Here is a 26,097-nt window from a genome sequence, read left to right as displayed (position 1 = left end):
TTAATATGTAAAATATTAATCATGAAAAATAGGCAAAAGAAAGCTAGGGGAAAATCAGACTTTTGAACACTTTTTGTAATACCAACTGTCACGCTATCTGCAGTAGCAGGTGCTATATATTATATTGTTAAAAATAGTCAAACAATTCAAAAAGAATTTTGGTCAATTGATAAATTCAATAATAAAGCCAAGGAAATTCTCTTAGAAAAAAATATCATAGGATCGTTGCAAGCTAAGAATTTGTATGAAGATTTTAAAAATCAACAAAAACTTGCAGAAATCCGAACCAAAGATTTTGATAACACTTATAAAGATATTATTAAAATGAACAAGAGCAAACTTACTTTTGAACAAAGAAAAATCCTCAATAATCGGCCAAAACCATTTGACGCGGATAAATTTTTAAAAAACAAAATTAATATTATCCTCGATTTTGAAAAATCAAAGTTTTTAGATTTTCATTTTACAGATGTTGAAAGAATTCAGAATAACCCTTTTGACCTTAGAATTCATTATGAAGTTTTTTTAAATTATGAATATGCAAGTGGAGTTTTTGAAGCAAATAAAATAAAATCCACCCCTGAATCAAAATACTATTATAAATCAAGCCAAATTGTAACTTTTTTATCAAATACCTTAAAAACGCATCAAGGCACAGAGTTTTCAAAAGAATGACCAAAAATTAAAAAAGAAGCCGAAAAGATTGTAAGCAAATATGATGAGATAAACAAAAAAATTAAAGAAAAAATTCTGAAATATGAAGAAAAACGAAAAGACATTAATGAAAAAGAATCAAAAACTCCTTTGGAAATGCAGGAATTAGAAGATTTAAAAATTAAAATTAATAACTTAAAACAGGAAGTAGATAAAATCTTCAAGGCCAATAATTTTCAAGAAGAAATTTTTTCATGATTTGTTAAGGCGATAAATGAAACTAATGCTGCACAAGACATATATCCAAAGAAAACTTTTGAAATTGTTCCGTTTAAAGAAAAAGATAATGACCAATATGTTTTATGAAATCCAAAAAAAGGTGTTAATGAATTGACCATCAAATATCAGTTTGTTAATATTAATAACAAAAAAATTAAAAGCAATAATGAAATAAAAATTTTCACCTTGGATGTTTAAAATATGAGTAAGGATAAGGAAAATTATAACAATTTAAAGGCCATCATCAAAAGCGATCATCAAGTCGCAATAAAACTAATTAAAGTAGCGCAAAAATACAACCTTGACATCGACCAAAACGATTTACTTAATAAATTAAATAATAATCAATCTGATGATATCACACTATTAATCAAAAATTTAATCTATTTGCTAAAAAAACAACCAATCCAAGAAAAATTTAAACCTATCAAACTAAAAACTGATAAACAACTAGAAAAACTCATAAAAGACTTTAGGAAGGAAAATAAGTAATGAAAAATAAAATTAATATCGCAATAGATGGACCTAGCGGTGTAGGCAAAACTGTAATGGCCAGAATGCTGGCTAGTGAGTTAAATTATATTTTTATAAGTAGCGGAAATTTATATCGTGCTATTGCATATAATGCTATATTAAATGGCATTGATTCTAATAACGAATCAGAAATTAATAAAGCATGAAATTTTGAGGACTTATTCATAACAAAAGATGAAAAAATTTTTCTAAGAGGAGAAGATATTACCCTAAAAATTCGTGAGGATAGAGTTTCTTTGTATGCATCAGCAATTGCAAAATATCAATCTGTACGTTTAAAAGTTAATACATTCATTCAAAAAAAAGGCGCACAAGAAAAGGGAATAATTGTCGATGGAAGAGATGCTACTTACCGTATTCTCCCAGATGCAGAAGCAAAATTCTTCTTATGAGCCACACCAGAAGTTAGAGCTCATCGCCGTTTAAAGCAAAATAATTTACTTGGTATAGAGTCCAAATATGATGAAATTTTAGAATCAATTAAAATAAGAGATGAAAATGATACAAACCGTGATATAGATCCATTAATAGAAAGTGAAGGCAGTATAAGGATTGACTCAACAAATATGAGTGTGGATGAAAACTTTTTAGTAATGCTAAAAGAGGTCAAGAAGAGGTTAAACTAATGAAAAATACAATAGCGTTAATAGGAAAGCCTAATGTCGGAAAATCAACTCTTTTTAACAAAATAATTGATAAAAGAAAATCAATTGTTTATGATACTCCTGGAGTTACTAGAGATAGAATTTATCATAGCGCAAAATGGTCTGGATATGATTTTAATATTATTGATACCGGAGGAATAACACAAGAAAACGAAGACTTTAAAGAGCAAATTAAAAAACAAGCAGAAGTAGCAATCAATGAATCTGAAATTATCGTTTTCATAGTTGATGGTAGAGAACCGATCACATCAGAAGATTTTTTTGTCGCTAGTTTATTAAGAAAATCAAACAAAAAAGTTTTGCTTGTTTTAAATAAGTTAGAATCAAATATAAAAACATTTTTTGATAATCAAATATATAAATTGGGGTTTCAAAGCATTTTTCCAATAAGCGCTATTCATGGCGATGGAGTTGGCGATTTGCTAGATGAAATAGTTAAAAATCTAAATTTTAATGATGATAAACAAACAAATCATTTTAAACTTACCATATTAGGCTCGCCTAATGTCGGAAAATCCACGCTACTTAACACCCTTACCAATGAGGAACGTTCTATTGTATCGAATATTGCTGGAACAACTAGAGATTCTGTCTCTTCAATAATAAAAATTGAAAATGAGGAATTTGAAATTATTGATACAGCAGGTATTAAAAGAAAAAGTAAATTATCCAATAGCATCGAGCACTATGCATTAATGCGAGCCACAGATTCAATACAAGAAGCTGATTTATGTTTATTAATGTTAGACGCCACAGAAGAAGTTAGTCATTTTAGCCAAAATATTATTGGAATTGCCTATGATTTAAAAAAACCATTAATTATTATTGTAAATAAATGAGATTTAATTGAAAAAGATACCAATACAATGGATATTTACAAAAAAAACCTTTCTAAGAAATTAAAATTTGTAGATTGAGCACCTATTGTTTTTATATCCGCTAAGAACAGAGTCAGAATAAGCAAACTAAAAGATGAAATAATTAAAATTAAAAACAATATTTCTAGAAAAATAGTTACCAATCAATTGAATTCAGTAATGATGACTGCACAAATGATAAAACCCGCTTCACCCATTAAGGGTAAAAGATTATCAATAACCTTTGCAAGACAAATTGATGGAAAAATTCCAACTTTTTTATTATTTGTAAATGATGAAAAATGTGCGCACTTTACGTATTTAAGATATATAGAAAACCAAATAAGGCAAAATTTTGATTTCAGTGGAACACCTATTACCCTTATACTAAAAAATAAAAATAAAAAAGAGGACAAATAATTATGAAAAAAAGAATAGCTATTCTTGGTAGCGGGGCAATGGGTACTGCATGTGGAAATGTTTTAGCTGAAAACGGACATGACGTTATATTTTATGGCATCAATGATAATGAATTGCAGGACCTTGAAAAGGGCTTTAATAAAAAATATTTTGATAATAAATTAATTACCAATTTCAAAACAACAAAAATCCTTGAAAAGGCAATAGAAAATGTTGAATTTATCATCATAGCAATACCTTCAAGATTTATTCCACCTGTTTTTGAAGAATTAATAAAATTAATCAAAAACGACGTCACAATTATTAATGTAATAAAAGGTTTTTGGCCTAATACAAACAGTTTTGTACATAACAAAATGGCCGAAATGGCAAAAGATAACACAAACATCAAAGGCATAACTTCATTAATCGGTCCTTCCTTTGCTATTGATATAATAAATAAACACATAACAATTGTCAATGTCGTTTCAAAGGATATAAATAAAGCTAATGAAGTTAAAACGATATTCACAAATGACTGATTTGCGGTTTCGGCTATTGATGATGTTATTGGTGCTGAAATAGGCTCAATATATAAAAATATACTAGCAATAGCATCGGGCATAATCGCATCATTAGGATATTCGACCAATACACAGGCAGCGCTATTAACTATGGGATTAAAAGAAATGGTAAAATATGGAAAATTTTTAGGCGCTAAAACCGAAACAATATATGATTTATGCGGCTTAGGCGACTTAATTCTTACAGGATTATCAGAAAAATCAAGAAACTACCAATATGGTTTAAACTTCCTAAAAAATAAAATAGATGATAGCCAAACAACCGTCGAAGGGTTATATGCCCTAAAATATATTTATCATCAAAATATATCTAAAAATAAACTAAATTTACCATTAATAAAAGGAATTTACAAAATAGTATATAATAAAGAAAATCCCCAAATTATTATTAATAGCTTAATTAAAAGGGTTTAAACTATTTATTAAATTAAGGAGTCTGAATAATGACAAAGAGAGAATTAATTAAAAAAACATCGGAAGAAACGGGCTTTCAACAAGCAATGGTTGAATCAATTTTTGATCAAGTTGTCGATATCATTATTGAAGAGTTAGCTAATTCAAGACAAATAACTATTTCAGGTTTCGGCGTTTTTTCCTCCAAATATGTAGCTGCAAAAACCCAACAGCATAACATTACAAAAGAGGAAATTGAAGTTCCTTCAAAAATGGACCCAAGATTTAAGTTTTCAGATGTTTTAAAATCAAAAGTTGATGAAATATATCAAAAAATTAAAAAGTAATATTCTCAACTATGTTCAATATTCCAGGAAAAGATAATGATAATTTTTTTCCTCAACACAAGGCTTCTTCATAGTGAAGGGCTTTTTTTGTTTTAAATTTTTCCTGCAAAATATGATGTTCAATTAACAAAAATAAATTTTTAGGCTTAAAATAAATTATTCAAAAAGCAATACCATTATGCTTTTTAATAAGATCAAGGTATTCAATTTGATGCTGTTTAATATTATTAAAAGGTAAAACATCTGATTCAGTACTTTTGGCCTCAAATGCCAAAAACCTTCCTTTATATATTCCGTAATAATCAACAGAGCTTTTGCTGCTGATTATTGCATTATCTAGTTTCAACTTTTTATCATGCAATTGAACAGATTTAAAAGTAATATCAAGATTCTTCTTATGGATAATACAAATGCTATTCTTAAAATAAAACTCTCTCGTTTGATTGATGATTGTTTCTAATAACATACCGCGATTTTTGAAATTAGCTTTCATGTTAGAATTACAACAAAAAAACAATAAAATTTTTCCTTGTTTTTTCTCTAATTATTTATTGTATTTATAAAAATTCTCAAAATATTCGTCCTTATTTTTTAACAAATACTTAACCAGTTCTGCAGCCATTAACATTGCCATAACATCATTATGACAATAAATTTTTAGATCTTTAATTTTTCGGTTTCATTCATTATCCTTAATAAGATTTAGGGCTCTTGTCGTAGCAATTGTTAGCGCCTCCGAACCATTTTTAACATTAAGTTTTGAATATGGAGTGATATTATATTTTAAATGTTTATTTAAATTATTATTTGTTACAAAATATTCAATCTTTTTTATTGAATATGATCCATTAATATATCCTAGATTTATCATTCTATCTACAACAAAAATTTTCTGTTTTCGTCCAGAAAAAAAATTGCATATGTCAACAAGACGGTTTACAATAAAATCGATTTTTTTTGCATATTCATTAAATTGAATCTCGTCTAATTTATTTTGTAAACAATAAATATGAAGCGACTCTTTTATTTCAAGTAATCTGCTCTTCTCATAATTTATATTGTAAATAATATAATATGAAATTTCTTGGTCATATAAATCATCGATAATTTTTTTATATGTATTGATATCAAAAGTTAAAGGATCATAAACATAATCATTACTTTCATAAATTTCATCATTCTGCGTCTTTACAATTGATGTTTGAGATATTACCTGATTTCATGCTGGCAAATAATCGAGCATTGGAGTAGGTAATGTTACACCTTCAAAATCAAACCAAGCAATCTTGGCATTCTTATCCGTTATTACATTATACTCATAAATGCTTTGTATTTCTGGATTTATAGAAATAAGATTATTATCATAAAATTCACTGACAGTTCTCTTTGTTAGTAAATCAACATCATTATTTAAACCGGAAATTAGCTTTAATATTTTTTTGCTTCCAAATTTATATTTAGGGAACTGTTTTTCAACTAATTTATAAAAGAAAATATTCGAATTAAAATTGTCAATGAAATCATCCTTAGTTAAAGTTCAATCCATTTGTAGCGAATCTCTATTATTAATAAAATAAATAAACTCTTTAAATGAACACGTATAATCACTTATATTTTTTGTGTGCTCTTCAATATTTGCCAATCTTTTCTCATTAAAATCGTATCCAGCGGAAATCAATTCACCTTTAACATGGTCAATGATTGATAAATTATTTGTTTTTTTTGATCTTACTGGTTTTGTATATGCAAAATTAGGATCACAAATATATTTAGCTTCAACTTCATCCTCTGATAATAAGACTTTATCATTAGGTTTAATATCTACGCCGCCTTTATTTGGAGAACAATATTTTGACAGATTGAACTTTAGGATATTTTTTCTTACATTCTTTTTCTTTTGATATCTAGGTTTTAACAAAAATATCTCATTAATATCACTATTTAGTGATTTGGTGATGATATTATAATTTCAATATGCCTTTAATAGATTTTTTCTATTCGTTTTTTGCGAATAAATTAAATCACCAAAATGTTTTAATTTTGTATCATAGAAAGCAACTTTTGCATAACAAGATTGATATTCAAAGGCTGGGTTTATAATCAAGCGATAATTTTCATTTATTGATTTAATTGTATCAGCCAATACATCATCCTGCTTTTGCTTCAATGATATATATTTGATTTCTTCGTCCTTTATATGATATCTTTCTTTATAAAAATCAACTAAAAAATCAATTGCCTGATCATAAACGGTATCTAAGCCCGAGGAAAGAATATTAACTGTTGTAAAAATGGAAAAAAGAAAATTTAAATTTTTATATACATCTTCATCAACTGTGTTATTAATTAATTCATGATTATTACGAACTGTTTCCTTTAAAAAATCTATTTTTTCCAGGGTGTCGAGTTCTTGAATATAGTCTTGCTTTTCCTTATCTAAATATTTAGACGCAAACTCGTTTGAAATATTGTCTATTTTATCAAAATAAAAGTTAATAAGTTCATGATTGACACTAGAATCATTATCGTCCTCTAAATCAAAATTAAAATTACCTGCAAAAATTTCATGGCTTGAATCTAAACTGCCATCAATGCTATTAAATACTAACCATGGGTGTGTAGTATTAGCAACTAAAAAATCGCTAAATGAATATCTTGCCTTATTTTTCATACTCTGCCACAGCCTTGCCTTCATTAACTCACTCTAGATATAATTTTTTTCATTCATCATAATTCTTACATTCTAAATATTTTACAATATCAACATCTATACTATTATTTCAAGTGGGACTAATACCTAATTTTGTGTATTTATCATATCATTTTTTGCATGCTACCATATCATCCAAGACTTGTTCTTCATTTACCTCAAAAGGTCAACCCTTAACAACTCGATTATTTATGTCAACTAAATTAGGGTCTTTGTAATCTTCTTCTTCTAAAAAACAAGCAATAATTGCAAAATGTTTGGCCCCCATCAAATACGAATATAATTGTGCTTGTTTTAAATAAGCAACATTAATCATACCTTGTTTCCAAGATTCAAGTTTTTTGCTTCCGACGGTTTTTATTTCAATAATCATCTTCTTTTCAGCAATATAGCCATCTGGTAATCCGCCAAAGAAAACATTATTTTTGAAATAATCATAGTTAAACTTTTCGGCAGGGAACCGTTGAATAGGTAAATTGAATGATTTTTCAATTTTTTCAAGAATTTTAGGTTCTAGAATAACTCCGGCATTTACATATTTCGGATCCAATACTGGAAATCTAAAATTAGCTATTCTCGCAAATGCAGCAAAAGGGCTATTAAACTGAGTTAGTTTTAAAATATCTCCAAGAGCTGAACCAGTTATTTTTCTAAAACCGCCAAATTCACCAGGTTTTTTTGATAATAAGTTTTTATGGTATTCAGCAGTTAATTTAACTGTTTTTGTTTCATGATCAACTACATATTGATTGCCGTTATAATGCAAGCGGTTGGGAATAATTATTTTCTTTTCTTCATTCATTTATTTACCTCACTTATACTTAAAAAAATAAATACATTTAAGTTATTATTTATTAATTTTACTAAGTATTATGTTAACTATATTTGAATTTTTTTAAAAAAATAAACGAAATAATATGGATTTAACTAAAAACATAGCTTTTCTTGCTATGTTTTTTTCTCGTTACCTATCTTAATATAATGATATTATTTTAATAAATTAATAATTTTTTTCTCACTCTCATTTAATTCAGGTTCAATATCAAGTCTTACGTGACAATAACCAGATGGATTTCTTTGCAAATAATCTTGATGATATTCTTCTGCGATTACAAAATTTGTGAGAGGTAAAAGTTCTACATAAAATTCACTATAATTTCCCTTTAAAATATTAAATAACTTTTCTAATTTAGTAAAATCACTTTCATTATCATAGTATACACCGGTTCGATATTGGATACCAATATCACCTCCCTGCTTATTTAAGGATCCTGGATTAATAATTCTAAATAAGTGTAAAACAAGTTCCTCTAAAGAAATTTTCTCATCATCATAAATGACCCTCACTGTCTCAGCATGTAAGGTTGATTTAATTTGATAATATGAGGTTACATCAGTATTACCGTTTGCATAACCAGTCTTAGTTTCTATAACACCTTTTAAACGCGAAAAATAGGCTTGCACACCCCAAAAGCATCCGCCAGCTAGATAGATAGTTTTTTTCATAATTTTCCTCCTTGATTTAATTAGTTTTAAGTTAATATAGTACTTAAAAAACCAAGCTAAATATATCTTAATTTCTATTAGGTATTCATAATTTAAATTATTATTAGTTTATTTTAATATAATAACATTAAAAATAAAAAATAGATATCAGCCTATATTTTATGTTTTTTTATTTTGTTATAAATCAACTTATTTTTAGTAGTTTTTAAAATATTTAGCATCTAAAATTTTATTTTTTTATATTTTTTAGCAATGCTCTTATAAATTTCAAGAATATTTTCATAAAAATTAGCATTATTCTTATCAAGCAAAGAAATTTGCTTAATTCCTTCTAAAATATCATCAATCATTCTTAAATTTCTAGCCTTATTGTATCCTCTTCAAATATCATATTTTTTTCTAAATTCTTCATAATACTCTTCTCTTGATAATCAAGGATTAAAGCAAATCATAATTTCTCTAAATAATGAAAATAAAATCAATATTTCGGAATTATACATATCAGTTATAATAATATATTTTTTAGGACCAAATGAAAAAGTTATCGATCTTGTCATCGTTTTTTCAATATAGGGAAGTTTTATTAACTCAATATTTCTATCTTTAAGAAGCAAAGAAACTTTACTAATTTTTTCATCAAAAGAATCAATTTCATTAAACAGTGTATCAATTAATCTAACAATAACAAATTTTGGTAAATATTCCTTAAATCTTGATCTTGAAGCAATGTCTTTTCCTTTAAAATTTTCTCTAATGAATAATTCACAAAAACGAATAAAAGGGATTCTATTATGTTTTGTAATTTTGCAATGATTAATATACAAATGTTTTGAAATATACTTTGAATATTCCTCAATGTTCAATGTTCCATAATATTTTTCAAGAAATTCAATTATTTCTTCTTCACTGGGCGACTGGCTAAGCCTATTATCGCCTAAGATATTAGTAAGATAACGATTTTTTTCAAGTATCTCCCAGCCTAGTCTTTTAATTATTTCTGCTTTATCTAATGGGCCAACATTAAGATTATTTCTAAAAAAATATCATTTATTTGTTAAATAGCCAATTTTTAGGTCTAGCATTTTTTCTAAATCTTGAATTAAATTAAGACTAACATCATCTCTTAAATCGTTTAACAAGTTAAATATTTTTCTTCGATCGGCTTTAATCTTTTTGCAAACATCATTTGTCTTAATATTGGCAATTGTGAAAATATTTCTTAAAAATTCTCCAAAGGTTGTACATGAATTTATTCGATTCTCTAACATCAATAAATCTTTTTTACTCATATAACATCTTAACCTTTCAGCAACAAGTTTATAATACCAATTGGAAACAATTTTATAATTAATTTTAGTTAATTACTTTGTTAATTTAAATTTTATTTAATTTTTCACATTATTTTAATAAAAATCGCATAAATAAGACAAAAATGCAAAAAAAATAAAAATATAGTTAAACTATTTTTGTTATAATTTATTAAAGTAATTTAATTTTAAATGAGGTAAATATATGAAAAAAAACATAAAGTTATTTTTATCACTATCACCTTTAATAGCAGTTTTAAGCACTCCATTAGTAGTTGCATCATGTAGTAATAAAAATGGCGATTCAACTGCGGAAATCAACCAAATTATTTCAAAAAAAGACCAAATTCAAAAAATTATTAAATATGAGGAAGATTTAAATGAAAAAGAGAATGCTCAAAAAATACTAGAAGAGATAAATAAACTTAAAAAAGATGAAAAAGACGAAAAAAAGGTTAAATCATTATTAGAAAAAATAAAATTAGCAATATCAAGTTTCAATAAAAGAAACACACAAGAAAAATCAGGATTAATTGTTCAAAAAATAGCCGAAAATCAAGAAGAAGTTATTGCTTCTGATGTAGTTAAGGAATTAAAATCAGCAAAAAAATGAGAAGATGTTAAAAAAGTTTTTTCAAAATATTCAATTATTTTTATCGAAAATGAATTAAGAGAAAAAGAAGAATTAAGTATCTCCGCTTCAACTCATTCGCATGATGATGAGGGTGAAATCCACCTAGATATTAAATTCAAGGTTTTAAATACTACAATTAGATTTACATTAATTGGTTTCAAAAAAATCGAACCTGTAAAAACGATTTCAAATTGAAAATTTACAACAAAATTAAAAAATAAAATTGAAGAAAAAGAAGCACAAACTAATTTCTTGAATAAACTAAAAGCAGAGCAAGAAAAAGGCTTTAAAAATTTATTAGAAGAATTACAAAAAACACTACCAATCGAAAAAATTGATAAAAATAAAAATGATATTGAATTTAGTATCAATTTTGATGATTCAAAAACTAAATTTGTAGATAACTTCTTAATATTAAATATAAATTTCTATAACACCGCAGACAAAAAAATAGTTCAAACAGAATCAATTCAAATAGAAAATATCGATGACCATCACGAAGAATAATGCATTCAAAATACGCCAATGATAGATAAAGTTAAAAATAGGGGGTAAATTATGACAACTAAAATTAAAATAAACTTGTTCAAAAATATTGCTTTCTATTTTTTTATTTTCTTTATTTCAATTGTTATTATATTCTTTGCAATAAATGTTTTAATTGAACCTCAAATTAAAAAAAATATAGCTATTTATTCACAAATTTCACATAACTATGGAGCTAGATTTAAGACCTTTTTAACAAATTTATTTACATTTAATCCCGGAAAAATATACTCTCATGAATTAGCAAGTGTTGAAAATAACATTTTATTTCTCTACCTACGGCAATTTCGTTGGACCTTTTTAATAAGTCTATCAGTATTTATTATTAGCTTTATTGTCGGCAACATATTAGGAGTGTTTTCTGCTTATAAATTTAATAAATCATATGATGTTATAACCTCTATTATTATTTCTTTTTTAGGTTCCTTACCAATCTTAATTATTTGCATTCTTGCTTTATCAAGTGCAGACATATTTGGCTATCCCTCGCAGTTTTTAAATAGTAAACTTAGCTTTGCTTCGCTAATAGTTCCTATACTAATTTCTTCACTTCCAACAGTAGCTATCTTCTTTTCTAAATCAAGAAAAAAAACGTTTGAAATTCTTAAATCAGATTATTATCTATTTGCAAAAACATATGGAATGAAAAAGCGTGATTTACTAAAAAAAGTTGTTTTAAAAGAATTGTTAATTGGCGAACTCAACTTATTTTTTGTTCTCTATGTTTTATTATTCACAATAACAATTTTAGTTGAAAGAATTTTTTCAATCCCAGGCCAAAGTTTATTAATTTCATTTGCTTTCAGAAAAGGTGAAGTAGATATTATTATGTTTTACTTTATCTTTAATTTTATTTTACTAAGTTTTCTTTTATTAATCAATAAAATCGCTATAATAAAGTTGAGCCCGAAAAACGAATTCACTTCTTTACTTCTTTTTAAAAAATATAAACGAGGTAAAAATGCACAATAATCTATTTAACTTTGCAAGAGAAAAAAAATCGAATTCGAATCCTTATGTTATCCATACAAATTCTGCAAAACAATACTGAAAAAGATTTTTTGCCAATAAATTTAATCTTATTTGTTTTATATGCTTTGTTATTTTAATATTAGCTTTATTAATTGCCACATTTTTAATTAAAAACTCTCCTACTCACTCAATCAATGAAAATACAACACTAGTTAATGACCTGCCATCAAATATTTCTCAAAAAATAACAAAAAACTTTAATCGTGGTGTTGAATTAGATTTTATAAGAAACATCGCAAAACTGGAAGCAAAATCAGCGGCTAGTGAACATAGAAACTTAATATTTTGAATTGAATTTGACTCAGCGAGAGATATTGGTGGAGAGCAAACTATTTATACAGATATTGTTACTTTAACATACAATCCTTACAATCTAATCAAAGCAGTAAATCTCTTACAATTATCTAAAGATATGCCCATAAAAATTCCTAATGGTTTATTTCTAGGAACAAACAACCAAGGAATTGATATATATGCTAGAACGATAACATCTATTTGGTCAACTATTTTAATAATTCTTGCTGCAATTATCATTAATATTTTTATCGGTTTTAATTTTGCAGTTATTATAAATATTTATAAGCAAAATATAATTGTACGATTTATTGATAGAATAATTAACTCTATTAGTGTTATCCCAGAAATTATTTGAGTTTTTCTATTATCTATTTTTATCGGAACAAGTTTATATGGGTTGTTTATATCATTATCAATAATTTGCTGAATTTCATATTTCAAATTTGCAAAAGAAGAAATCAATTCCTTGCTAACACAAGAATTTATCGTTGCTTCTAGGGCTGTTGGTGCATCAAATTGAAGAATTGCCTATAATCATATTTTCAAAAGAATTTTTGCAAACTTTCTAATAATATTAGTTGAAAGATTTTCTATTAATATCTTAATTGCTTCTTCATTAGCATTCCTAGATTTTATTAATGATTCAAATAGCATAAATATAGGTTTCATTTTAAAAGAAGCAATTAGTTTGGTATCCAATAATCCTGGATATCTCTTAACCGCATCAATATTTATAATTGCTTTTTCAATAAATTTAAAGCTACTATCATCAGGTTTAGCTAATACATTTAACCCAAAAACAAAATAAAATAGGCCAAGCATACTTCGCAAAGAAATTCAACTTAGGCCTATTTTTTTAAAAAATTCAATTAATTAAGATTTAATTTATCAGATATACCTTCCTTTTTAGCAACATCAATCAATATTTTCTTAATACTTTCCATAATTTGTTTAGCTTTGGCTTGATATTCATCATTAATTAGATTATTAGATTTGTTAAAATCCATATTTTCACTAAATAGTTTAATTAAAAAATTATAATCTGATTCATAGTTTTTTTGGCCAATGTTGTCAATAACATTTTCTTTTAAAACTTTAAAATCTTTTTTTAATTCACCTATTATTTTTTGATCCTTTACACTCTTTTTTAACAATAAATGCCATAACCCCATTTCAAAGGTAAGATTAACAATGGCATGTGAATGAGTATGAGAATTCTTGTCACTCTCGATATTTATCTTGTCAAGATCTTCTATTTTCGAAACTTTTTTTTCATTAAATACATTCTTTCTTAAAAAATCTCAGGCATCGATAATGGACTTTTGCAGCTCACCAAGATTAATATCCTTTCCACTCAATCTCTTATCAATAATTTCGATAAATTTAATAAACTGTTGATTATCAAAAACTAAATTAACATCGTTCAAAACGGCATCAACATCTTGAAAAATTAGTTGATATTTATCTAAAAGTTTAGCTAAACTTGTTTTTTGTTTACCTGCTTCTTCTAATCATTTAACAAAAAAATCATTAATTTTTTTTGAATTCTCAGGTTTTCCTTGGTCGATAATTAATGCAGCAACCTTGTTTCTAAAAGCATCTATTCTTCTTATAATTCTAATATATCGCTTACGATAATTTCGATACGTCTGTTTAACTTCTAAAAATAATTTCAAGAGTTCATTATCGTATATTTTTTTTATTTCAAGTGTTGGTTTATTTTCAAGTTTTATCTCAACAATGTTACTCTTATTTTCTATCGATTCATTTAATGATACATTTTCTGAATCATTTGGATATCTTATACATGAAATTGAAATAGCAGGCAATCCAAATAAAGATAATCCCAAAAAACTAGTCAAAATTTTTTTGATCCTCATTAGTTATACCAACCTTTCAAAATTAATAAGTGTAAATATATCATTAGATTTTTGAACATCATAGCCCTTAAAATAATTTCAATAAACAGAAGCCTTTGCTATAACTTTATCATTTTTTGATTTATACTTAAAATCAGACGGATTATTAAATGAAATAAAATTTAATTCAATATATAATTGACCTAATTTATTTTTTTCTGGTTTTAAATTAAGTTCAATTCTCTTTATACCATCTAATGTTTTGCCTTGTTTATTTTCTAGAGCATAAGCTAATAAATAGTTATTAATATATGCTTCAAGCACCTTGACTTGATATGAATTATTATCTAAAAGCGAAACATCAAAATTTTGTCTACTATCGTTATTTCAATAATTAAACAATTTATCCATCTTATTTGATGCTTCATTAAGCCCTTCAATAAACGCTGAATCCTTGTTACTGTTAACAAAATCCGAAAGTTTTATGCCAGCTTTTATCCCATTATTACTTGGTTTAAATGAATAAATATCCTCAGGTAAAATATTTGCGTTATTTTTATTTTTAGTAATCAACCCCTTTAACCTGTGTCCATGATCATCAAAGTTAGAACTTAACCAGGAATATTTCTTTTTTGTGCCATCTTTCTTAGTAACCTGAACAATTGCTCTAAAAACCTGATTAGTGTCAAAATAATCAGTAAATTCAAAATCAACTATTTTATATTCAAGATCTTCTTTTTTTCTATATTCTGGAATCTTTATTACAAAGATCTCATCTTTTAGATTTCAAAATAAATTCATCAAACCTTTGGCATTTCAATAATCTTTTGAACCTGATGACTTTATGAAGTGATTAATATTATCAATAATTGTTAGATATCTCTTTCCATCCATGAATAAAAGGGGATTTTCGACGTAATCAGTAAATAATGGATATTCTTCTTTTATTCCTTTAGTTCCGACACCAAATTTTCCATTTGTGGCATAATTTCTGAAGCCATTTAAATAATACTTTTTATTCTTATTTTTAGATTTTATTAATTCTTGACCGTTCCAATCCTTAATACTACTTATCTCAAAGGAAATATAATCTGTAGCTCCAGAGTATGAATGTTTTATTTCGCTATTGCTTCAATCAATATCGATTGATGCCACATCAACGTTAAACTTATTTAAATAAAGTTTTAATAGTTTTACAAATGTTGATCTCATCTCATTATGTTCATTTGACAAAAAAGATTTTGCTTGTATATATTGAGGTTGAATTCAATTTGAAAACAATACCCTATGCTTTTTAGCATTAATAAGATATTTACGATTCATTATAGAATAATTCAAATCAATATCTTGGTTCAATCTAAAAATTACTGTCTGTATGTCCTCAAAATAGGGATCCCTATTTCTATTAAAATCTTTTCCAAATATCAATGATAAAGTTGTAAATCATTCGTCATTAAAAGAACCTGCTGAGTCAACATCATCAAACGAATATTCATTCAAAAAGCTATTAATATCACTCTTTTCATCTGAATCGAATATACGAATATTATTATTGCCAGTAGTAAACTGCTTTCAATTATTTCTATATGGAAAATCCGGTTTATATTCAACCCATTCATTTTTATTAAGTAGGTACATTTTTTTGTTTTCTATCTTTACTGCATCAAAATTATGGCGGCCATTCTTATCGAATCAATAAAATATATGTTCATCTTTTTCTATTGAGGCTATTTGGCTAAGAGTTAATCTATTCAAAAATACTCTCGATACCTTATCAATATCTAAATATACTTCTTTTTTAATATTTTGACTACAACTTAAAACTGCAAAAGGAATTGCCACAATAGGAGAAATTAATAACAAATTTAATAGCTTTTTTCTTATTTTCATAATACAAATTTTATCACTTTTTTTTATATTATAGTTATAAAAATATTGTATAATTATTACAAAATTACGAATTAATAAACATTGTGAAAGGAGGTAAATATATGATAATAAATAACGTGGGGACTGCATTTGAAAATAATATAGAATTAACCATATTTATAAATATACTAGTTTATATCCCGATATTAATGATTTTACCACTCATATTATTAGGTCTCCTTTCGTTTATAAAGCCATCTGAAAAAGCAAAAAAAGGTAATGCAATTATTTATATGTATGCTTTTTCAACTGGAATGTTTTTAATGATTGGAGCATTCGGTTTTTTGCGAGAAGGATATAAAATTGCTATCGATTTTACACATGATGGCCCAAATAAGTTTGGTTCAGAAATAAACAGGACACTAGTAACTGTCGGTATTCTCGGGATAAGTGCATTAATAGGCTTTAGTGTTGTTATTGCAGGAAGGTATTTATTTATTAGAAAATCTAAAATAGATCCTCATAAAAGTCATGAAGAACATAACCACTCAGATCACCTAATTTCATTCAAAGATATTGATAACCCCAAAGCAGCTTGATTAGCAATTGTTATGTTATTAAGTCACAGAATAATTGATGGTTTTTTTATTGGATATTCAATATTTAAAATAATATTTACTCAAAATACTTTTTCAAGTTCACTTACTCTACTAATAACATTTACCATCCATATCCTTATTGAAGTCACAATCATATACTTCCGTCAAATTCAATATGGAGAAAAAAAAGGAAAGGCAGTTTTATATAATTTCATAACTTTTTTACTTATAATCCCCTTCATTTTTTTAGGAGCATTTACTGGGCGATTCATAAACGATGATTTAAAATGAATACAATCCTCATTATTGATTTTTGGAGGCGCAATTATCATATTTACCGCTATCTTTGAACTAGTCCCTGAATTTATTCATATAAGAAACAAAGATACTAAAACTTTATATCGAACATTAATAATTTTTGCTGCTTCTATTGTCACAACAATAATGCTTTTAAGTTTTCATAGCCATGTTTAAACAAACTAAGGGAGGAAATAAAATGAACAAAAAAATGATTTTATTAACACCGTTAATCAGTTTAATGCCCATAATTACAATATCATGTGTAAAAAATAATTTCAACACCAATAAATATCGTTTCATTGAAAAAAATAATTATGGTAATGATTATGCTAGCTTTAGCTACCTTGATGATAACTATACTAGTAAAAATATTCACAAAATTAACCTAGCAACAGCAGCAAAACTAATACGAATAAAATCAAGCCAACAGCCCTTAATTGATTTTAGAGACAATATTGTTTTAGCTCCCTCAGAACTTCATTATAAATTAGAATGGGCCAACAAAATTAATATCACAACGCCAATAGGCACTAATGAATATAGCAATGATAATACTGATATTGTAGATTATGAAAATGAATCAAACAAACCAGAAAATGGTATTTTTAAGCCTAAAAAGGATAAGGGTAATGGTTTTAACTCACCCTTCCTATTTGTTCCTTCGAGCGATATCAAATCAATAAATAACCCAAACTTTGCTAAAGATTTGAATAACACAAATAAAGTTACAATAGAAATTAAAAATAGAGACAATGTTTGGATTAATTACCTAGGCAATATTATAAATACCAATAACCATATTAACCACAAATCATTTAAACTGGGGTTATTATCAAAATTGTTACGAAACAAAGAATATCGCCACTCTTTTGCTACAAAGCATAAGATTGATCTTTCAAAATATAACAATAAAAAACTACAAAAAAATGATGGTTTCGATCTATATAACTACCTAATTCAAAATGATATTGATGTTGATGCACTACTTAATTTTGATAATAATAAAATTACTATCAAAACAAGGGACGGATCATTTAAAAATCTAAAACAAATATTTGATAATATCCTTATTATTCAAAATTATCTAGATGCAATTCCTTATGAAATAATAGAATCAAGTTACAAAGATCCCCTAAAAAATCTTGATTGATTTTTTAATTATGGTGAAACCTACCAAAACAGATTTTATGCAAGTAATTATTTTATTTCGCATATGAATGCCAATGAAACTACCTTAAAAATAAATAAAAACTATCAAAAAAATGAAGATGATAATCTTAAAGAAATAATCATTCAATACAACTCGTTGCCCTTATCGCAATCTACGTTTTCACTCCAATCATTAAATGCTTTTAAGCAAAATATTATTTCAAAAATAGAATATGAAGACCTTAATTTAGATGAAAAAAACTATATTCTTGAAAACTATAAGAAATATAATTTTTCATATCAAAAAAATTATAATAGATATTCAATTAACAACAATATTATCATTAACCAAAATCCTGATATAAAAACGAAATATATGAATAAAAACTTTATGAAACTATATTATGGATTAAAAGATAATAACTCACTAGAATTTAGCAAAAATAATTTGACATTTCAATCATTATTTAACAACCTAATAAACCAGTATAGCCTAATTGAGGATGACAAAAATCTATGATTAAGTCAAGCACCAGAAAATCTTGATATTTTAGCCTCTAATGATGCTATTGGAATAAGTGAACTAAAGGATGCATATAATCAAATATCGAAACCTATTATTTTTGGAGCGAATAATAAAAAATTAAGTGATACATTCCAATACCAAAATAAAAATAGACTAAATGATCCATTAATTGTTTTTGTTGAAGACAAGATTAAATCAACATGATTTAAATTTATTGAAACTAACCTAAGAAATATAATTGATAATTTTTATAAAACATCTAATTCAAATGAAAATATTTATGTAAATATTCCTATAATGATCACCAAGGATAATCAATTTATTAACAAAAGGATACTGCTGATTAAAAAGATTTTTAATTCTATCGACCGCCGGCTAAACATAGATATAACTAAAATTGATAACTTTGAAAAATATCAAGAATTTTTTGAGAGAAATAAATCAATATACAAAAAATCTACATTTAAACTATTCCAGGGAACAACACCAGAATATTTATACAAACAATTAACAAATTTTGAAAATAATTTAAATAAATTAATTGACCTTATATCTAAAAATAAGAAAGATTATTTAACTAGTTTTGAACAGATTATTTCATTGCATAATTTTTTAGTGAATAATAATATAAATCTCAAAAATAGTTTGAGCAAAACACAAGAAACATTATTTATCACTTATCTAAGTAATTTAGAAGTAGAAAACCAATTAAAACTTATTAATGAAATTAATAATCTAATTAGTTATTCAATAAATCTTATAAATCAAATTAACATCAATAGCTTTTCTAAAATTATTTATCAAAATAACATCATTAAACCACTTGGTTGAAATAACTTAAATTATTTACAAGATATAAAAATTAAATAAGGAGAAAAAAATGATTAAAAATAAGAAGAAAATATTCTTATCAATAATTGCTACTAGTTCTATCCTCACACTGCCAATTGTTACATTATCATGTAATTTTGATAAAAAAAATCCAAATAAACCAAAAGTACAATTATTAACCGACTCACAAATTCAAGAAATAAAAGAAAAATTTGAATTCGCATTAAAACCTGAGGGCAAAAAATTAAATGAAGAAGGAAAATTATATGCCTTATGAGATAAGTTTACAAAATCAAAATATAATACTAAAATAAATACTTTTCAAATCATTAATTGAGATGCTGAATTTAAAAAAAACTTTTCATTTAAATATCATAAATTAAATGGTTTAGGTTCAGCACATATATATGAATTCAAACTGGCATTTGATGGACAAACACCAATAATTAAATACACTATAAAATGTGTCGATAGAAATTATCAAGAAGAAGCTAATGGAATAGTCAAATTGCAAACTGATTAATTTAAAACATTAAAAAATGGAGTGGTATAATATAGATATGAAAAAGATAAAAAAATTTCTAATATTTAGTTCATTTAGTGGAATCGTATTTCCGCTAATAGCTGTTTCGTGTGGAGGACCGACAAATAGCCAAAACAATCAGCTTTTGCCTGACAAAAGTCAAAATAATGCAACAGGCAAAATAAACCCTTTAAAACGTCCTAAAGCAAAACTTCTAACGACTTCACAATTAGGCGAAATAAAAAACTCATTTTCATATACCCTAACAAATGAAGGTAAAAAGTTACCTCGTGAAGAATTAATGAAAATATTGCAAAAAATTAGAGCCGATTCCTATCCAATTGATAGGGGAATTACATCAAAAGCTGCTAATGACCCTTCAAGAACGTTCGAAAATGTTAAAGCAAATGAAAATTTTAAAAAATATTTATCTTTTACATCAACATTAGGAAGCTTAAAATATCTTTCTGGTCATGTTATAGAGATGGAATTTGTACTTGAAGGTCTCGAAAAGAAGCAACCTGCTATCAGATATTCTGTAAAATGCCTAGATATAATTGTTAATGGGAAAATGAACACTGAGGCCACTGAGTATATTTATTTGGATTTAGACAATTAAATAAAAATAGGATCTATTAAGTCAGATCCTATTTTTATTTCTTAATTATTTCATTTAATGAATATTTTACAAGAAATATTAACTAAAAGAAACTTTTTCGTATTTATAAAAAACTTTCTTAGTTATATCGCAAACCTCACCCTTGCGATCATCATGTTGCACTGCACTACACTTGTCAAAAGCCAATAGAGCATCATCAATACCCTCATATTTAAAATTATATTCAGACTTAATTTTATGATATGCCTCAATATAAATATCATCAATTTCATTTTCGCTTTTATTAACAAAAAAACAATGTGTTAATTCATGTAAAATATAGTTAAAAATAAATGCTTCACAATTAAAAATATCCGAAACAAATATAAGTCTTCTAGCTCCTTTTTGAAAAGTAATGGCCGCAATATCGCTATTCTCGATAAAAGGCATTGTAATCAAAATAATTCCTTTAGTCAATAAATAATTTTGTATTTCATCAATTTTATTTTTAAAGTTTAAATTTTTAGCGCATATTAATTTAACAACTCTTTTATACACAACTTCAAAATTATTTTTTCTAAAAACACCAATTTTTTTAGTACTAATTGTTTCTAAAACCGATAATTCACAAAATCGAATTCAAACCTTACTATTAGGGTTGGCATAAATACTTTCATCTGCTAGTGCATTTTCACGCAAATATTGGGTATAATTATCTAAATTAGCAACGCCATAAAACCTATTCATAATCATCAATTTTTTGCTAATAGGCATATCCTTTGTTAATTTAATATTACTTACCAGTGGCAAACTTGGATTCTTAATGATAAAGTCCTCTCCATATTGCACCAAAAGTTTTTCAGCATCTTGTATATTAGATTTTTCCTTATTAGCATATATTGAATAAACCTCAGATAGCGTACCTAATTCCAAATTAAAAACATTTTCCAAGCCTTCAATAATTGCAATACTTAAATTAACATTCGTTTTGCTATTAATGATTATATAGACATATTGAGCACTAAGCCCTAAACGTTGTGCTAATTCTTTTTGTGATATTGAAAATTTTTCTAAATAATAAGAAATTTCTTCTCCAAAATTATTTCCATGCAAATCAAGATGTTTTAAATCGCAAACATGTTCAGTTTCCATAAAATCCCCATTTTATTTTGCAGCGTGGATAATGTCTTCATTTTTTACTGCGCTAGGTATTAATTGATTCATCGAAAATTGTCTTTCCTCAGTTAGATCAGTAGAATGCAATACTACCTTGGAATCTTTATCTAAAAATTGAGACATTACTTGTAGACAGGCACCACATGGGAATAATATTTTATTCAAATTGCTAATTATATGTATTTCCTTAAATGTCCCCACTTCTGCGCCATATGCTACCGAACCAAAAAGTGCAGATCTTTCAGCGCAAAGTCCACTAGGATACGCAGCATTTTCACAATTGACTCCATAATATTCATTGCCCAACTTATCAATAGCTAAAGCTGCCACTTTAACCTTTGAATATGGTGCAAATGAATAGTTTAATTTTTCTTTTAATAATTCTTTGTTCATAATAATAATTATACTATTTATAGTTTTTAAAACTATAAAACTAAATAATACAAATTATCTTTGCTTATATCAAATATAAAAATCAAATTAAAGTGTTAAGCATTTTTACTTAACATTTATTTTTTTATGTTAAAATTTTTTTATTAAAATTTAAATATACTAAAAATATATAAAAAACTTCAAGGAGGAATACTTATGGTTAAATTAAGACTAAAAAGAACCGGAAAAAAATTCCATGCTACATATAAAGTTGTTGCTTCTGATGCTAGAGCACCACGTGATGGAAAATTTATTGATGAATTAGGATACTATGATCCTCATACAAAAAATTTATATCTAAATGAAGAATTAACAACTGTATACTTAAACAACGGAGCAAAGCCTACTGAAACAGTTAGAACTCTTTTAAAGAAGAACGATTTCTACAAAAAATACATCGAATCAAAAAACAAATAGTTATGAAAATAAACATTCTCACAATATTCCCAGAACATTTTGAAGCATTTAAAACCTATAGTGTTATAGGCAAAGCAATACGTCTTGGGCACCTAGAATTAAATATTATTGATTTTAGAAAATTTTCAAAAGAAAAAAGAAATAAGGTTGATGATTGTATATACGGCGGGGGTGATGGGATGCTTCTACAAGTCGAGCCTATCGATCTCGCTCTTGAAACACTACCCAATAGTTATAAAATCCTAATTAGTCCACAAGGACAAAAATTCAACCAAATGAAAGCACACGAACTTGCTAAGCATAATGAAATAACACTCGTGTGTGGCCATTATGAAGGTTTTGATGAACGCGTTTTAAATTTTGTGGATGAAGAATTATCAATTGGAGATTATATTCTAACAGGTGGAGAAACTGCAGCTATGGTTGTTTGTGAAGCTGTTGCTAGATTAGTTCCCGGAGTTTTGCGCAAGGGGAGCCATCAAAACGAAAGTTTTGAAAACGAAGGACTACTTGACTATCCCCAATACACTAGACCAGCAGAATATAAAGGACTAAAAGTTCCTGAAATATTACTTTCTGGTAATCATAAACTAATAAAAGAATGACGTGAGAAACATGCTTATTTAAAAACACTAAAAAATCGTAAAGATATTATCGAAAGGATAAAAAATGAGAAGTAGCTTATTAGAACTTGTAGAAAAAGACCAAATTAGAACAGATCTTCCCGAAATAAGAGAAGGGTACATAGTTAGAGTTCACGTTAGAATTAAAGAAGGCGATAAAGAAAGAATTCAAGTATTTGAAGGGCTAGTTATTGCTGCATATGGTGAAGGTATCAATAAATCTATCACTGTTAGAAAAGATTCATATGGTATTGGCGTTGAACGTGTATTTAAAATTAACTCTCCTTTAATTTCTGCTATTCAAGTAACTAGAAAAAATAAGGTTAGAAGAGCTAAACTTTACTACATGAGAGGTCTTAAAGGAAAAAGCGCAAGATTGAAAGAAATTAAAAAATAGTTATTCTTGTATCTTAAAAAAGCATGTTTCACCTAACATGCTTTTTTATAACAAAAATAATTTTTTCAGCAATCACCCTTAAAATAATTAATCTTGCTGTCTTAGTAAATTAATTGCAAAACATCGTATCCACAGTTTTTCAATAGCTAAAATAATTTTATTAATATCAATATTTTCAAAACAAGGAGCTTTATTACCAAAAGTATTAAAAAAATAGCAATTTAAAATAAGTATCAATACTTCTATTTTGCTTCTAAGGATTGCTATTTAACTTGTGCAAATACATATTCTTAATCTAAAAATTATTACAAAAGCAATTACTAAATTTTTGCTAGGCATTCTATTTTTTGCAAACCATAATATAAGTTTGGAAAATTACTGCCTAGCATACATCAGTTATCTTCATATTTAAATTATAAAAAATTATTCACAGCTAAAATCAGCATATACTCTTGGCTTTGTTAACAGCAAAAAAATTAAGGTTCGAGATTTCTTTGTATTTTTCAAAATTATCTAGTCTTTTATCTCCAAAATATCTTATGTTATAATCATCCTCTATTTTATTTCTGCAAAATCTTTAATAGTAATTTCCACCTTTTGCAAATATCAATTGTACTTTTGCTATTTTGCCTAAAACAAATCAAATAAATTAAATTTTATTTCATTAATTAAATTTAAGGGTAGAATATTTTTTCTTCTAATTTGCATTTATTAAAATAAAAAACTCTTTTTTTCCTTTTTTAAGGACTGCATACTTATTATCATATCTATCAAAATTAATTACAATATTTTCATTTTCAACAATCTCGTTATCAAGCATAAAGGATTTTTTAGCTATAAATTCTCGAGTTTCCCTATTTGAAGAAGTGATTTTATTTTCCTTTATAAAATCAATAAATTTAGTGCCGTGTTTAACACTAAAAGTTTTAAGGGATTCTTTAATTATTTCAATATCGCTAATTAATAATTCCTCTTTACTATTTGCAAATAAAATTTCACTTATTTTTTTTGCCTGATTTGCATATTGTATTCCATGAATATCCTTAACCACTTCAAATGCTAAAATTCTTTGCGCTACTCTTTTAAATTTAGCTTGCTCATGCTCTCTCATAATATTTTGAATTTCATCTAATTTAAGAAAAGTTAATGTCTTTAAATATTCATCCACTTTGGAATCTGATTGATTTAATAAAAATTGATATAGAGAATAAGGAGTTGTCATATTTTTATCTAACCACAAGGAGCCGCCGCCAGTTGACTTACCAAATTTATTTCCATTTTCATCAGTTAATAAATTAATTGTTAAAGCAATCGCACAAGCAGCTTCTCCATAAATTTTTCTAATAAACTCAAGACCAGTTGTAATATTACCCCATTGATCTGAACCACCAGCCTGAATCTTCACATCATACTTTTCGAACATGTTCTTAAAGTCTCAACCTTGAATAAGCTGATAACTAAATTCAGTAAATGTTAATCCATTATCCAATCGAGTTGCAATACTTTCTTTTTCTAATAAATAATTTACATTTATCATTTTTCCTATTTGTGAAAGAAAATCAAATAACGTCATATCTTTATAAAATTCGATATTATCAATCACTGATAAACCAAAATTTTCTAGTTGTTTTTTTATTGATTCCTTATTGTTGATAAGGGTTTTTTGATCAAGGAAGCTTCTTTCACTCTTTCTAAAACTTGGATCACCGATCATCCCAGTAATCCCTCCTAGAATTGCATAAGCCTTATAGCCTTGTTTCTTAAATCTTAATAAAGTAGCAATTTGCAAATAATTTCCTAAATGAAGACTTTTGGCGGTGGGGTCAAAACCAATATAAATTCCTGAATCATGAGAAATTTGAGAAAACTTTTCTTCGTTAGAAATATTATTTAGTATTTTTCTGTTTTTAAGCTCTTCTAAAAAATTCATAATGTAAATAACTCCTTAAATTAAGACCAACTAGTTTGGTTATGATTATTTTAAAACTCTATTGTTTAATATTTTTAAAATTATAGCTAACTTTTAATTTTTAAAACTTTTTATACTAATTAAA

26 protein-coding genes are annotated in these 26,097 nt (G+C 26.2%); 16 read left to right on the top strand and 10 right to left on the bottom strand.

The window, feature by feature from the left end:
- Nucleotides 1-21: 21 nt before the first annotated feature.
- Genes ACWXVM_RS01600 through ACWXVM_RS01575 form a run of 6 tightly spaced genes read left to right on the top strand, consistent with a single transcriptional unit; the run spans nucleotide 22 to nucleotide 4,712 of the window.
- Complete coding sequence (locus tag ACWXVM_RS01600; RefSeq protein ID WP_455993994.1) at nucleotides 22-1,131, top strand: hypothetical protein; 1,110 nt, start codon at nucleotides 22-24, stop codon at nucleotides 1,129-1,131.
- Nucleotides 1,132-1,134: 3 nt separating this feature from the next.
- Entirely contained in the window at nucleotides 1,135-1,425 is a 291-nt protein-coding gene (locus ACWXVM_RS01595) for a hypothetical protein (protein WP_444705101.1), read from the top strand.
- The gene (cmk, locus tag ACWXVM_RS01590) at nucleotides 1,425-2,093 is read left to right on the top strand and encodes a (d)CMP kinase (RefSeq protein WP_455966296.1); all 669 of its coding nucleotides are present in this window, start codon (nucleotides 1,425-1,427) and stop codon (nucleotides 2,091-2,093) included. The genes ACWXVM_RS01595 and cmk overlap by 1 nt, the downstream gene beginning before the upstream one ends.
- On the top strand, nucleotides 2,093-3,409 hold the full coding sequence (der, locus tag ACWXVM_RS01585; RefSeq protein WP_438340784.1) for a ribosome biogenesis GTPase Der: 1,317 nt from the start codon (nucleotides 2,093-2,095) through the stop codon (nucleotides 3,407-3,409). Before cmk ends, der begins: the two co-directional genes overlap by 1 nt.
- Before the next feature lie 2 nt (nucleotides 3,410-3,411).
- The gene (locus ACWXVM_RS01580) at nucleotides 3,412-4,386 is read left to right on the top strand and encodes an NAD(P)H-dependent glycerol-3-phosphate dehydrogenase (RefSeq protein ID WP_455993992.1); all 975 of its coding nucleotides are present in this window, start codon (nucleotides 3,412-3,414) and stop codon (nucleotides 4,384-4,386) included.
- 29 nt (nucleotides 4,387-4,415) lie between these two features.
- A complete protein-coding gene (locus ACWXVM_RS01575; RefSeq protein ID WP_438340782.1) occupies nucleotides 4,416-4,712 on the top strand; it encodes an HU family DNA-binding protein in 297 nt (98 codons plus the stop codon).
- Here the strand turns inward: ACWXVM_RS01575 and recU are convergent.
- The 5 genes from recU to ACWXVM_RS01550 form a co-directional block, all read right to left on the bottom strand.
- Nucleotides 4,702-5,205, bottom strand: coding sequence for a Holliday junction resolvase RecU (recU, locus tag ACWXVM_RS01570; RefSeq protein ID WP_438340781.1), 504 nt, complete (start codon nucleotides 5,203-5,205; stop codon nucleotides 4,702-4,704). The genes ACWXVM_RS01575 and recU overlap by 11 nt on opposite strands.
- Before the next feature lie 51 nt (nucleotides 5,206-5,256).
- Nucleotides 5,257-7,383, bottom strand: coding sequence for a UU173 family protein (locus ACWXVM_RS01565; RefSeq protein WP_455993989.1), 2,127 nt, complete (start codon nucleotides 7,381-7,383; stop codon nucleotides 5,257-5,259).
- Nucleotides 7,373-8,224 carry an MAGa7180 family putative nuclease gene (locus ACWXVM_RS01560; RefSeq protein WP_455993987.1) on the bottom strand — a complete coding sequence of 284 codons (852 nt, stop codon included), beginning with the start codon at nucleotides 8,222-8,224 and terminating at the stop codon, nucleotides 7,373-7,375. Before ACWXVM_RS01560 ends, ACWXVM_RS01565 begins: the two co-directional genes overlap by 11 nt.
- Before the next feature lie 185 nt (nucleotides 8,225-8,409).
- Complete coding sequence (gene msrA, locus ACWXVM_RS01555; protein WP_455993985.1) at nucleotides 8,410-8,928, bottom strand: peptide-methionine (S)-S-oxide reductase MsrA; 519 nt, start codon at nucleotides 8,926-8,928, stop codon at nucleotides 8,410-8,412.
- 221 nt (nucleotides 8,929-9,149) lie between these two features.
- Complete coding sequence (locus ACWXVM_RS01550) at nucleotides 9,150-10,217, bottom strand: hypothetical protein (protein WP_455966302.1); 1,068 nt, start codon at nucleotides 10,215-10,217, stop codon at nucleotides 9,150-9,152.
- Nucleotides 10,218-10,440: 223 nt separating this feature from the next.
- Between ACWXVM_RS01550 and ACWXVM_RS01545 the strand changes: the two genes are divergently transcribed.
- The 3 genes from ACWXVM_RS01545 to ACWXVM_RS01535 are packed head-to-tail and all read left to right on the top strand — an operon-like array spanning nucleotide 10,441 to nucleotide 13,552.
- Nucleotides 10,441-11,376, top strand: a complete 936-nt coding sequence (locus tag ACWXVM_RS01545; RefSeq protein WP_444705096.1) for a Vmc-like lipoprotein signal peptide domain-containing protein — start codon at nucleotides 10,441-10,443, stop codon at nucleotides 11,374-11,376.
- Between the two features lie 51 nt (nucleotides 11,377-11,427).
- Nucleotides 11,428-12,387, top strand: a complete 960-nt coding sequence (locus tag ACWXVM_RS01540; RefSeq protein ID WP_438340775.1) for an ABC transporter permease subunit — start codon at nucleotides 11,428-11,430, stop codon at nucleotides 12,385-12,387.
- Entirely contained in the window at nucleotides 12,377-13,552 is a 1,176-nt protein-coding gene (locus tag ACWXVM_RS01535; RefSeq protein ID WP_455993983.1) for an ABC transporter permease subunit, read from the top strand. Before ACWXVM_RS01540 ends, ACWXVM_RS01535 begins: the two co-directional genes overlap by 11 nt.
- 61 nt (nucleotides 13,553-13,613) lie before the next feature.
- Here the strand turns inward: ACWXVM_RS01535 and ACWXVM_RS01530 are convergent, their stop codons facing one another.
- Together ACWXVM_RS01530 and ACWXVM_RS01525 are read right to left on the bottom strand one after the other, a co-directional pair.
- Nucleotides 13,614-14,624 carry an HxHSH motif-containing lipoprotein gene (locus tag ACWXVM_RS01530; RefSeq protein WP_438340773.1) on the bottom strand — a complete coding sequence of 337 codons (1,011 nt, stop codon included), beginning with the start codon at nucleotides 14,622-14,624 and terminating at the stop codon, nucleotides 13,614-13,616.
- A 3-nt stretch (nucleotides 14,625-14,627) separates the two neighbouring features.
- Nucleotides 14,628-16,493, bottom strand: coding sequence for an MAG3240 family lipoprotein (locus ACWXVM_RS01525; RefSeq protein ID WP_455993981.1), 1,866 nt, complete (start codon nucleotides 16,491-16,493; stop codon nucleotides 14,628-14,630).
- A 101-nt stretch (nucleotides 16,494-16,594) separates the two neighbouring features.
- Here ACWXVM_RS01525 and ACWXVM_RS01520 point away from each other — a divergent pair, with 101 nt between their 5' ends.
- Genes ACWXVM_RS01520 through ACWXVM_RS01505 form a run of 4 tightly spaced genes read left to right on the top strand, consistent with a single transcriptional unit; the run spans nucleotide 16,595 to nucleotide 21,019 of the window.
- A complete protein-coding gene (locus ACWXVM_RS01520) occupies nucleotides 16,595-17,545 on the top strand; it encodes a hypothetical protein (protein WP_444705092.1) in 951 nt (316 codons plus the stop codon).
- A 22-nt stretch (nucleotides 17,546-17,567) separates the two neighbouring features.
- Nucleotides 17,568-19,916: an OppA family ABC transporter substrate-binding lipoprotein gene (locus ACWXVM_RS01515; protein WP_455993979.1), complete on the top strand. Its 2,349-nt coding sequence runs from the start codon at nucleotides 17,568-17,570 to the stop codon at nucleotides 19,914-19,916.
- A 10-nt stretch (nucleotides 19,917-19,926) separates the two neighbouring features.
- The gene (locus tag ACWXVM_RS01510) at nucleotides 19,927-20,400 is read left to right on the top strand and encodes a hypothetical protein (RefSeq protein ID WP_455993977.1); all 474 of its coding nucleotides are present in this window, start codon (nucleotides 19,927-19,929) and stop codon (nucleotides 20,398-20,400) included.
- 37 nt (nucleotides 20,401-20,437) lie between these two features.
- Nucleotides 20,438-21,019: a hypothetical protein gene (locus ACWXVM_RS01505; RefSeq protein ID WP_455993975.1), complete on the top strand. Its 582-nt coding sequence runs from the start codon at nucleotides 20,438-20,440 to the stop codon at nucleotides 21,017-21,019.
- A gap of 78 nt (nucleotides 21,020-21,097) precedes the next feature.
- On the opposite strand, the gene ACWXVM_RS01500 is transcribed toward ACWXVM_RS01505, so the two are convergent.
- Nucleotides 21,098-22,150 carry a helix-turn-helix transcriptional regulator gene (locus ACWXVM_RS01500; RefSeq protein ID WP_455993973.1) on the bottom strand — a complete coding sequence of 351 codons (1,053 nt, stop codon included), beginning with the start codon at nucleotides 22,148-22,150 and terminating at the stop codon, nucleotides 21,098-21,100.
- A gap of 12 nt (nucleotides 22,151-22,162) precedes the next feature.
- Entirely contained in the window at nucleotides 22,163-22,567 is a 405-nt protein-coding gene (locus ACWXVM_RS01495; protein WP_438340766.1) for a cytidine deaminase, read from the bottom strand.
- A gap of 195 nt (nucleotides 22,568-22,762) precedes the next feature.
- Here ACWXVM_RS01495 and rpsP point away from each other — a divergent pair, with 195 nt between their 5' ends.
- The 3 genes from rpsP to rplS are packed head-to-tail and all read left to right on the top strand — an operon-like array spanning nucleotide 22,763 to nucleotide 24,043.
- Nucleotides 22,763-23,023 (top strand): 30S ribosomal protein S16, encoded by a 261-nt coding sequence (gene rpsP, locus ACWXVM_RS01490; protein ID WP_438340765.1) that lies wholly within the window; start codon nucleotides 22,763-22,765, stop codon nucleotides 23,021-23,023.
- A gap of 2 nt (nucleotides 23,024-23,025) precedes the next feature.
- On the top strand, nucleotides 23,026-23,703 hold the full coding sequence (gene trmD / locus ACWXVM_RS01485) for a tRNA (guanosine(37)-N1)-methyltransferase TrmD (RefSeq protein WP_455993971.1): 678 nt from the start codon (nucleotides 23,026-23,028) through the stop codon (nucleotides 23,701-23,703).
- Nucleotides 23,693-24,043 (top strand): 50S ribosomal protein L19, encoded by a 351-nt coding sequence (gene rplS, locus ACWXVM_RS01480; RefSeq protein WP_438340763.1) that lies wholly within the window; start codon nucleotides 23,693-23,695, stop codon nucleotides 24,041-24,043. The genes trmD and rplS overlap by 11 nt, the downstream gene beginning before the upstream one ends.
- A 697-nt stretch (nucleotides 24,044-24,740) precedes the next feature.
- On the opposite strand, the gene tyrS is transcribed toward rplS, so the two are convergent.
- Nucleotides 24,741-25,973, bottom strand: coding sequence for a tyrosine--tRNA ligase (gene tyrS, locus ACWXVM_RS01475; protein ID WP_444705085.1), 1,233 nt, complete (start codon nucleotides 25,971-25,973; stop codon nucleotides 24,741-24,743).
- Nucleotides 25,974-26,097 lie beyond the last annotated feature (124 nt).

It is taken from the genome of Mycoplasma sp. 2261 (assembly GCF_053851575.1).
Note: the sequence above shows the minus strand (reverse complement) of the source record. Positions and strands in the feature narration are given on the sequence as shown.